9 protein-coding genes are annotated in these 10085 nt (G+C 77.7%); 6 read left to right on the forward strand and 3 right to left on the reverse strand.

The window, feature by feature from the left end:
* Positions 1–888: DUF6807 domain-containing protein (locus tag ABEB16_RS03435; RefSeq protein WP_345710871.1), on the forward strand; the 888-nt coding region annotated here is incomplete at its 5' end.
* 37 nt (positions 889–925) lie between these two features.
* Here the strand turns inward: ABEB16_RS03435 and ABEB16_RS03440 are convergent.
* Entirely contained in the window at positions 926–1465 is a 540-nt protein-coding gene (locus ABEB16_RS03440) for a DUF1648 domain-containing protein (protein WP_345710872.1), read from the reverse strand.
* A gap of 243 nt (positions 1466–1708) precedes the next feature.
* Between ABEB16_RS03440 and ABEB16_RS03445 the strand changes: the two genes are divergently transcribed.
* Genes ABEB16_RS03445 through ABEB16_RS03455 form a run of 3 tightly spaced genes read left to right on the forward strand, consistent with a single transcriptional unit; the run spans position 1709 to position 3941 of the window.
* Positions 1709–2284 carry an RNA polymerase sigma factor gene (locus tag ABEB16_RS03445; protein ID WP_345710873.1) on the forward strand — a complete coding sequence of 192 codons (576 nt, stop codon included), beginning with the start codon at positions 1709–1711 and terminating at the stop codon, positions 2282–2284.
* Positions 2281–3147: a hypothetical protein gene (locus ABEB16_RS03450; protein WP_345710874.1), complete on the forward strand. Its 867-nt coding sequence runs from the start codon at positions 2281–2283 to the stop codon at positions 3145–3147. Before ABEB16_RS03445 ends, ABEB16_RS03450 begins: the two co-directional genes overlap by 4 nt.
* 59 nt (positions 3148–3206) lie before the next feature.
* The gene (locus tag ABEB16_RS03455) at positions 3207–3941 is read left to right on the forward strand and encodes a DUF4184 family protein (RefSeq protein ID WP_345710875.1); all 735 of its coding nucleotides are present in this window, start codon (positions 3207–3209) and stop codon (positions 3939–3941) included.
* Positions 3942–3970: 29 nt separating this feature from the next.
* On the opposite strand, the gene ABEB16_RS03460 is transcribed toward ABEB16_RS03455, so the two are convergent.
* Together ABEB16_RS03460 and ABEB16_RS03465 are read right to left on the reverse strand one after the other, a co-directional pair.
* Entirely contained in the window at positions 3971–4441 is a 471-nt protein-coding gene (locus tag ABEB16_RS03460; RefSeq protein ID WP_345710876.1) for a hypothetical protein, read from the reverse strand.
* A gap of 40 nt (positions 4442–4481) precedes the next feature.
* Positions 4482–5108, reverse strand: a complete 627-nt coding sequence (locus ABEB16_RS03465) for a class I SAM-dependent DNA methyltransferase (RefSeq protein ID WP_345710877.1) — start codon at positions 5106–5108, stop codon at positions 4482–4484.
* Positions 5109–5270: 162 nt separating this feature from the next.
* On the opposite strand from ABEB16_RS03465, the gene ABEB16_RS03470 reads away from it, so the two are divergent.
* Positions 5271–5708 carry a hypothetical protein gene (locus ABEB16_RS03470; protein WP_345710878.1) on the forward strand — a complete coding sequence of 146 codons (438 nt, stop codon included), beginning with the start codon at positions 5271–5273 and terminating at the stop codon, positions 5706–5708.
* 138 nt (positions 5709–5846) lie between these two features.
* The coding region (locus ABEB16_RS03475; RefSeq protein ID WP_345710879.1) for an alpha-galactosidase at positions 5847–10085 on the forward strand (4239 nt) is incomplete at its 3' end.

Below are 10085 nucleotides of genomic sequence, written 5' to 3' on the forward strand. Positions count from 1 at the left end.
GGTGCGGCGGTCCTGGAGTGGCTCGACGAGCCCTTGGCCCGCTGCGGCGACGGCGGCGACATGCCGCAGGTGCACAGCCCCCGCCCCCACCTGCACCCCGTGCACTCCCTGGCCGGCACCGCCCTCACCCAGGTCAGCCCCGTGGACCACCGCCACCACTACGGGGTGTCCTTCGCGGTGGCCGACGTCGACGGCACCTCGCACTGGGGCGGGCGCACCTACGTGCCCGGGCAGGGCCCCACGCTGCTGAGCAACCACGGCCGCCAGACCGCCGTCGACCAGCGGGTCGCCGACGAGGGGGCCACGCTGGCCAGCGACGTCGTCTGGACCGACGAGCACGGCCGGCTGCAGCTGCAGGAGGAGCGGGCGCTCACCGCCGTCGTCGTCCCCGACGAGGGGGCGTGGGTCCTCGGCTGGCGCAGCGCGCTGACGGCCCCGCGCGGGGCGACGCTGTCCAGCCCCGCCGTCCACGGCCGCGCCGGCGCCGGTTACGGGGGCCCCTTCTGGCGGCTGCCCCCCGCCGACGAGGTGCGGGTCGCGACGGCGCAGGGCTCCTCGGAGTCCGAGGCGCACGGCTCCCGCTCGCCCTGGCTGGTCGTCAACCGCCGCAGCGGCGGCTCGTGGAGCTCGCTGCTGCTGGTGCAGGGCACCGCGCCGGACCTGCAGGCGGCGCAGCTGCTGCCCTGGTTCGTGCGCGCCACCGACTACGTCGGCGTCGGCCCGGCGCTGGCGTGGGCCGAGCCCCTCCTGCTGCCGGCCGGGGAGCGGCTGGACGTCGCCCTGACCGCGGTGGTGCTGGACCGCTGGGTCGACGCGGCCGACGCCGACGGCCTCGCGCGATCCGCCCTGGCGCGCCTGGCCGCCGCCCGGGGTGGGCGCTCGGGGTGAGCCCACGGGGTGGGGGCGGGGCCCCCCGGCATCGGGGCTACCCGCCGGGGCGGTCGCGCTCGCTGCCGGGGCCGCGCGACGAGCCGGCCGCAGCCGGCACCCGGTAGCGCACCGTCAGCGCCCGCGCGCAGTGCAGCGCCACCCAACCCGCGTAGCCGGCCAGCGCCACCCACACCCACGCCGACAGCCGCCCGCCGCCCGCCACGGCGCCGTGCGTCACGAGCGCGGTGACCGCGGCCAGCAGCAGCAGGGTGGCGGTCCCGAACGACAGCAGGTCGTCGACCAGCCGCCGGCGCAGCTCCGCCTCGTGCTCGGGGCGCTTCCAGTACGCGGCGTTCGGCACGTTGACGAGCTCCAGCGGCGCGCGGCGCGTCCACACCGCCAGCCCCGCGAACAGGGCGGTCATCGTCAGCCACAGCCCGGCGTCCAGCAGCACCAGGGTCGTGCGGCCGGCGTAGGAGTCCGCCTCCAGGGAGGCGCCGAAGTGCACGGGCACGCGCTCGGGCAGCACCGCCGCGCTCACCGCGACGACCGCCGCGAACACCAGCGCGCTGAGGACGAACGCCCCTCGGGCCACGGCCCCAGCCTGCCACGGCGGGCCGGTGCGGCGCCCGGGGCCTCGATCCGCGCCCTTCTCCGGGTTCGGGCGGTCCGCGGGCCCCTTTCCCGCGCCCTTCTCCGGGTTCGGGCGGTCCGTGGGGCCCTTCCCCGCGCCCGAACCCGGAGATGGGCGCGGAAGGGGAGGGAGGCGGGCGCGGACCCGGCGGGCGGTACAACCGGCGGGTCCTGCCGCGCGTAGGAGGGGGAGGAGGTGGTGCGGGTGCGCGAGGAGCACGAGGCGGCGTTCGACGAGTTCGCCGCGACCGCGATGCCCGGGCTGCGCCGGCTGGCGCTGGCGTGGTGCCGCGACGGGCACCGGGCCGACGACCTGGTGCAGGACGCGCTGGAGCGGGTCTACGCCGCGTGGCCGCGGGTGCGGCGCGACGGGGAGCCCTTCGCGTACGCCCGCACGACGATGCTGCGGCGGATGATCTCCGAGGGGCGGCGGCCGTGGCGGCGGTGCGAGGTCGTCGGCCTGGAACCGGAGGTGCACGACCCGCTCGTGGAGCCCGACCCGGCCCTCGGCCTGGACCTGCTCGCGGCGCTGGCGGCCCTGCCCCCGCGGCAGCGCGCGGTCTTCCTGCTCCGCCACGTCGAGGACCTCGGGGTGGCGGAGACCGCGGAGGTGCTGCGCTGCAGCGAGGGCACCGTCAAGAGCCAGACCTCCCACGCCCGCGCCGCCCTGCGCGCGCACCTCGGGGCGGCCTACGCCGGCCGGTGGGCCGGTGACCCCGCGGCGGGCACCCCCACGACGAGCAGCCCCACGGCGGGCAGCGGAACCGGAGGACGGCGATGACCCGCACGGCGCTGGACCACGACCACGACCACGAGCACGACGAGGACGACGAGCTGACCCTTGCGGTGGCCGCGGCGGAGCGCCGCGCCGCGCTGACCGGGCCGGGGGTGGACCTCGCCGCGGTCCGCCGCCGCGGCCGCCGGCGCCGCACCGCACGCCGGGTGGCGGCGGTGGCTCCCGTCCTGGCGGTGGTGGCCGTCGCGGGTCTGGCGTGGCAGGGGGCAGGTGGCGGCGCGGCGTCGCTGGCCCCGGCCGGGGACGGGGCGGTTCGGGTGACCCCGGAACCCATCTCGGAGCCGACCCGGAAACCGGCGCAGAAGCCGACGCAGCCGCCGGTGGACCCGGAGCGACAGCGGGCCGCGCTGGCCGCGTTCAACGCCGCGCTCGCCGCCGCCGACCCGGGGTTCGTCCCGCTGACGACGGTGGACGGCAGCTGGTGGCACAACGAGCAGCGCTACACGGGGTGGAGCAGGTGGGAGGTGGACGGGCGCAGCGACCCTGGTTCGGAGCTGAACCTGTCGGTGTCCGAGAGCGAGGACGCGATGCCGGTGACGACCAGCTGCCCGAGCGAGCCGGGAGCGGCCTGCACCGCGCAGGACCTGCCCGGCGGGGTCCACGTCGTCACCGGGACGACGCAGCTGTCCATCGGGGGTGAGGGCGACGAGGTGCTGGGCTCCGACCAGGTGCCCTTCGCCACCGCCGTCCACCCCGACGGCCGGGTCGTCACGGCGTCCGCGCACCTGTCGGTCCGCGACCGCTCAGACGTGCCCGCCGACGGCTCGCTCCTGCCGCCGCACTGGACCGTCGAGGAACTGCGCGCCCTCGTGCTGCACCCCGCGCTGGCCGACGTGCCGCTGCCCTGACGCGTTCCCGACCCCGCCCGTGAGCGGTGTCCCCGGCGCGCGCGCCCTACCGTGCGGGCGTGCCGTTCACCCCCAGCCACGTCGCCGCGGTGCTGCCCCTGCTGCGGACCCCGCTGCCGGCGGCGGCGCTGGTCGTCGGCAGCATCAGCCCCGACATCCCCTACTACCTGCCCGGGGCGCGGCACTGGCCGACGCACACCGCCTGGGCGGTGCCCACGGTCGACCTCGCGCTCGGGGCCCTGGCATGGGTGCTGTGGCACGGGCTGCTCTGCGGCGCCGTCGTGCACCTGGCGCCGCGCTGGGTGCGCGCCCGCCTGGCCGGGCGGGTGGTGGTGGGCCTGGCGCCGCGGGTGCGCTCGGCGCGGCAGGTCGCGCTGGTCGCGGCGGCGCTCGTGGTGGGCGCGGCCACCCACGTGCTGTGGGACGATTTCACCCACGCGGGGCGCTGGGGCACGGCGCACGTGCCCGTCCTGGCGGAGCGGTGGGCGGGGCTGGCCGGGTACCGGTGGGCGCAGTACGCCGGTGGGGTGCTGGGTGCGGTGCTGGTGGTGTGGTGGGTCCGGCGCTGGTGGCGCCGCACGCCGGCGGTGGCCGTGCCGGTGCGGCCGCGGTCGCCGCTGGTGTGGGGTGCGCTGTCCGGTGCGGCCACGGCCGCGGGAGTGCTGGCGGCGCTGCGGGGCGGGGAGGTCCGCGCCGCCGTGTTCGCCGGTGCCACCGCCGGGGGAGCGGCGCTGCTGCTCGGCCTGGTGCTGACGTCGCTGGCCCTGCGGGTGGCCGGGCGGACCGGCGGCTGAACCGCGGGACCTCCCCGGCCCCGGCCGGCTCACCAGCCGCGGTAGAGCACCAGGACGCGGCGCGTGGTGGTCGACAACTCGCCCCAGGTGGGGCCGTGGTGGACGTCGAGGGTGCCGAGGTCGTACGGGCGGCTGGGGGTGAAGGGCAGGCTCGTGCGGCGGGAGATCTGGATCCGCACCGTCTCGCGCTGCCCCGAGCACGGCAGGTTGGTCAGCATGCGCTCGTCGAGGGCGTACAGGTCGCCGGCCCGCAGCGTCACGCCGATGTCGACGCCGTACCGGGTGTCCTCCCCGGGCCAGCACTGGTACTGCAGGCGCACCGTCCCGGAGTCGCTCTGCCCGCCCTGCCCGTCCGTGCTGTGCAGGGCGTAGGGGACGACGGGGACGACCGCGGTGATCCGGACGGTCCCGGGCTGACCCGTCGTCGCCTGGGCGGTTCCCGCCGGGACGGTGAGCAGTGCGGTGGTGAGCAGTGCGGTGGCGGCCGTCGACGTCCTCATGCCCGAACGTTACGCCGAGTAATTCGCACAATGCAGAACGTCAAGCGCGTGCAAGGAGTGCCGGCCGGACGGCCCGCGCGGCGACGACCCCGTGGGGGCGCCGCTCGCCCTCCTGCCCCCGCCGGAGGCGCTCCACCTCCGCCAGGCCGGCGCGGGCGAGCCGGCGCGCCACCTCGTCCACCGGCCACCGGTGCGCCGTGGTCACCTTGTGCGCGAACGGCTCGCAGTCGTCGCCGTCGAAGAACCCCACGACCAGCGCACCGCCCGGAGCCAGGACCCGGCGAAAACCGGCGAGGACGCCGTCGAACTCCGCGGGAGGCAGGTGGACGAGGGAGTACCAGGCCAGGATCCCGCCCACCGAACCGTCCGGGTGGTCGAGGTCGGTCAGCGACCCCAGCCGGAACCGGGCGCCGGGGTGGTGGCGCCGGGCGTGCGCGACGAACTCCGGCACCAGGTCGATCCCCGTGACGTCGGGCTGCATCGAGCGCAGGAACCCCGTCAGGTGGCCGGGGCCGCACCCGAGGTCCAGGACCGGGCCGGGCACCCGGCCGAGGTGGCGGGCGATCAGCGCCAGGTCCTGCGGGTCCACGCCGTCGACCGAGCCGAACAGGTCGATGTACCGGTCGGCCAGGCGCGAGTAGGCCTCCCGGACGCTCGTGGTCGACACCGGCCGGAGCGTACGCCCGGGCCCCGGTGGATCGCCCGAACCCGGGGACGGGCGGAGCGGGGACCCCGGTGGATCGCCCGAACCCGGAGATGGGCGGAGCGGGGACCCCGGTGGATCGCCCGAACCCGGGGACGGGCGCGGCGGGGCGCCTACAGTCGGGGCGTGTCCGAACTCCCCTCCGACGAGCGCGCCCGCTGGCGGGAGCAGCGCCGCCAGGCCGCGGCCGACCGCGCCGGCGTGCACGAGCGGGCGCTGGAGCGGGAGACCGCCCGGGCCCGGGAGCTGCTGGCGGAGTTCGTCGCGGAGCTGCGGCGCCGGGGCGTCCCCCCGGTCGAGCTGCGCGCCACCGACGGCGGCGCCCGCTACCGCACCGGGCTGCGCGGCTGGTACCTGAAGCAGGACGGGACGCTCGGTGTGACGTGCGAGGGCGGGTACTACGTGCTGGCGGTGCCCCGCAGCCTGCGGGCGCGCCTGACGGGGGTGCGGTTGCTGCCCGCCGACCCGCCGCTGCAGGTGGGCCGCGGTGCCCGCGACGGGGAGTCCGTCGAGCTCGCGGAGCTGCTGCGCAAGCGGCTGGCGGAGCACGCCCCGCCGGGCTGACGCTCCCCCGCGCGACCGGTGGGAGACACGGTGACGGCCGACGTGGGGCTGATACCGTTATCAGACCGTGTGATAACGATTTCACGACTGCCGGGCACGGTGACCGACCCCAGCCGCCACCACCGCAGGAGCCCTCACGTGACCACCGCAGCCGAGGCAGCCCAGCACACGACGCACGACACCATCGCCCTGGGCAACGGCCTGCTGGAGGTGGTCCTCGCCCACGACGCGGCCTCGCCGGTGCGGGTCCTGCGGTGGGGACCGCCCGGTGCGAGCGGTGACCTGCCCGCGTCCCAGCCGGCCGTCGAGATCGTCACCGCCGACGCCGGCCGCGCCCCCGCGACGGGGCGGCTGGTCGGTGCGGTGGCGAGCGGGCGGCTGCGCTACCGCGGTCACGACCTGCACCGCGAGGGGGAGCGGCAGGTCCTGCTCGTCGAGCAGCACGAGGACGGCGGTTCGCTGCGGGTGCGGTTGCGGGTGGAGCTGCCCGACGGGGTGGCCGCGGCGCGCTGCAGCGTGCACGTCGAGAACGCCGCCGGCGCGGACGCGCCCCGGGTCCTGCTGTCGGTGGCGAGCCTGGCCCTGGCCGTCGGCGTCGGGCCGCTGGCCGAGGGGCGCCCCGAGGCGCTGGAGCTGTCCTCGGCGCGCAGCGCCTGGCTGGGGGAGTCGCGCTGGAGCACGCAGCCGCTGCGTCGCGCCGGCCTGCCCGACGTCCGCCTCGCCGCCCACGGGCAGGGCGCCCGCGGCTGCGTGGCCCTGACCTCGGCGGGTTCCTGGTCGACGGGGCGGGCGCTGCCCACGGGGGTGCTGGCCGCCGCCGACGGCACCGGCGCGCTGGCCTGGCAGGTGGAGCACCCCGGGGGCTGGCGCTGGGAGGTCGGCGAGCACCGCGAGGGCGCCTACCTGGCGCTGTCCGGTCCCACCGACGACGACCACGCCTGGAGCACCGTCCTGGCGCCGGGGGGCTCGTTCGGGACGGTGCCGGTCACCGTGGCGGTGGGCGACGACCTCACCGCGGCCGTGGCGGCGCTGACCGCGCACCGGCGTGCCGTGCGGCGCCCGCACCCCGACGCGACCGCGCTGCCCGTCGTCTTCAACGACTACATGAACACCCTGATGGGCGATCCGACGACCGCCGCGCTGCTGCCGCTGGTGGACGCCGCTGCCGAGGCGGGCGCGGAGGTGTTCTGCATCGACGCCGGCTGGTACGACGACGGCGGGGACTGGTGGACGAGCGTGGGGGAGTGGCAGCCCTCGACCACCCGGTTCCCCGGCGGGTTGCAGGAGGTCCTCGACCACGTCCGCCACCGCGACATGACCCCGGGCCTGTGGCTGGAACCAGAGGTCGTCGGCGTCGACAGCCCGGTCGCCGACCGGTTGCCGGCCGAGGCCTTCCTGCACCGCCACGGCCGCCGCGTCGTGGAGCACGGCCGCTACCACCTCGACCTGCGCCACCCGGCGGCCGTCGCGCACCTCGACGAGGTCGTCGACCGCCTCGTCTCCTGGGGCGTCGGCTACCTCAAGCTCGACCACAACATCAACCCCGGCCCGGGCACCGACGTCGCCGCCGACAGCCCCGGCGCCGGGCTCCTGGGCCACGCCCGCGCCCACCGCGCGTGGCTGGCGGCCGTGCTGGACCGGCACCCGCACCTGGTGCTGGAGAACTGCGCGTCGGGGGCGATGCGCGCCGACGCGGCCCTGCTGGAACTGCTGCAGCTGCAGTCCACCAGCGACCAGCAGGACCCGGCGGCGTACCCGCCGATCGCGGCGGCCGCGCCGCTGTCGATCCCGCTGGAGCAGGCGGCGAACTGGGCCTACCCCCAGCCGTCGATGGACGACGAGGAGATCTGCGCCACGCTCGCCACGGCGGTGCTGGGCAGGTTCTACCTCTCCGGGCACCTGGACGGCATGAGCGTCGCGCAGCGCTCGCTGGTGGCCGACGCCGTCGCCGCGCACAAGCGGCTGCGCGCCGGCCTGGCCGCGGGACGCGCCTGCTGGCCGCTGGGGATCGACCAGTGGGAGCGGCCGTGGGTCGCCCTCGCCGTCGACACCGGCGCGAACCGCGGCGCGAACCCCGGCGAGAACCCCGGCGGGGACGTCGTCACCCACCTCACGCTGTGGCGGCGGCCCGGCGCCGGCGAGGTGGTGGAGGTTCCGCTGCCGGAACACGCCGGCCACGACCTCGTCGTCGACACCGCGTTCCCCGCCCGGCTGGAACCCTGGCGGCACGAGTGGGACCGCGAGCGCGGGGTCCTGCGGGTCACGGCCACCTCGGCGGCCCCCTCCGCCCGGGTGCTGCGGCTCACCCGCGGCCCGGCCCTGCAGCGCGTCGTGGTGCACGCCGACCGCCTCGGCGAACCCGTGCACGGCGGCGCCACCGGCATGCTCTACGGCCTGTCCGACGACGGGGTGCCCGCCCCGGCGCTGCTGGCCGGCGCCCGCCCGCGCACCGTCGCGCAGAAACCCCCCGGCGGCGCCCAGCACCCCGGCGGTGACGCCGCCGAGATCGCCGGGGGTTTCCTCGCCGCCGGTGGCGAGGAGGTCCTCGTCTACCTGCAGGACGCGTTGCGGCGGTGGCCCTACGAGGACGTCGGCATCGACGCCTACCGGGCCCTCGTGCGCGAGGCGGTGCGCCACGTCGCGGCGCGCCCGGACCGGCACCGGTTCGTCTGGGTCCCCTTCAACGAGGGGGACTGGATCTGGTACCGGGACTGGTCGCCCGCCGGGCGCGAGAGGTTCCTCGCCGACTGGACCGCGGTGTTCCGCGACATCCGCGCCATCGACCCCGCGGCGCGGATCGCGGGCCCCAACGAGTCGCGCTACCACCCGCACCGGGTGCGCGACTTCCTCGTGCACGCCCGCGACACGGGCACGCTGCCCGACGTCGTGACGTGGCACGAGCTGCAGCCGTCCTCCCTGGAGGTCTACCCCGCCCACCACGCGCACCTGCGCGCCCTGGAGCGCGAGCTGGGCGTCGGCCCGCTGCCCGTGAACGTCGACGAGTACGGCAACCGCCGCGACACGTCGGTGCCCGGGCAGCTGCTGCAGTGGGTCGAGGCGCTGGAGACCACGAAGGCCGACGGGGACCTCGCCTACTGGACGCTCGCCGGCAACCTCGACGACCACGCCGTCGGGCAGGCCGCGGCGAACGGCGGCTGGTGGCTGCTGCACTGGTACGCGTCGCTGCGCGGGCGCACCGCGGCGGTGGACGTGCCCCACCCGCGGGTGCGCGACTCGCTGCGCGCCCTCGCCGCGGTCGACGACGACGCGCGCACCACCACGGTGCTGGTCGGCGGCACCCGCGACGCCGTGGAGGTGGAGGTGCGCGGCCTGCCCGGTGGCGCGCTGCGGTTGCGCACCGCCGCCGTGACGTGGACCGGGTACGAGGGGGAGCTCGCCGCCCCCGCGGCGCTGGGCGACGTCGCCGTGCGCGCCGCCGGTGGCGTCCTGCGGCTGCGGCTGCCCGGGGGCGACCCGTTCGCCGTGCACCGGGTCGACGTCACCCCCGACGGCGGCGGGGAGCCGCTGCCGCCGGGCCCGTGGACGTCGACCACCGGTTTCGACGAGGCCGTCGTCGTCGGTTGCCCGCGGGTGCGCTACGGCGACGACCCGCAGCAGTACGCGGGCACCGGCCGCCGCGGCGTGGCGGCGATGCCGTCGGCGGACAGCGCGGTGTCCGTGGCGGTGCAGGTCCCGGAGACCGGCCGCTACCTGCTGGGCGTCGGGTACGGCACCGACGCCGTCCCCGGCCGGCTCGCCCTCGCCGTCGACGGGCGAGCGCACGGGGTGCTCGAGCTGCCCGCGACCCTGGCGCGCGGCTACACCGGCCGCGTCGACGTGCCCGTCCACCTGACCGCCGGCACCCACGTGGTGCGGCTGGCCACCACCGCGGGCGGTGCCGTGCTGCCCGGCAGCGACGTGGCGCTGGACCACGTCCGCCTCGAGCTGCTGCCCGAGGGGGCGTCGACGCGCTGGGACGCGGTGTTCGCGGGGCGCTCGGCGGGGGCGCGGGTGGTGTTCGGCGGGGCGCGCCGCGGCCCCGGCGCCGTGGAGCTGCCCGCGGGTGAGGAGCTGGCGTTCTTCGTCGGGACCCGCCGGCGCGGCGCGCACCGCCTGGAGCTGGTGGCCGACGCGCCGGGGGGCCGGGTGGTGCTGGTCGTCGGCGGCCGCCGCGTCGCGGCGGCCGCGCTCGCCGGGTCGGCCGGCGTCGTCGTCGCCCTGCCGCGCGGGGTCTCCCACGTGGTGGTGGCGGGCGCGGACGGCCTCCTCGTGCACTGCCTGCAGGTCCGCGACGAGGTGGACGGGCACGGACCCGCCGCCGTGGTGGGTGCCGGCGACCTCGAACCGGCCGGGGGCGCGCGCCGCGGCACGGCGGGG

Origin of the sequence: Kineococcus glutinatus, from assembly GCF_039542765.1 — a bacterium.
GTDB lineage: Bacteria > Actinomycetota > Actinomycetes > Actinomycetales > Kineococcaceae > Kineococcus_A > Kineococcus_A glutinatus.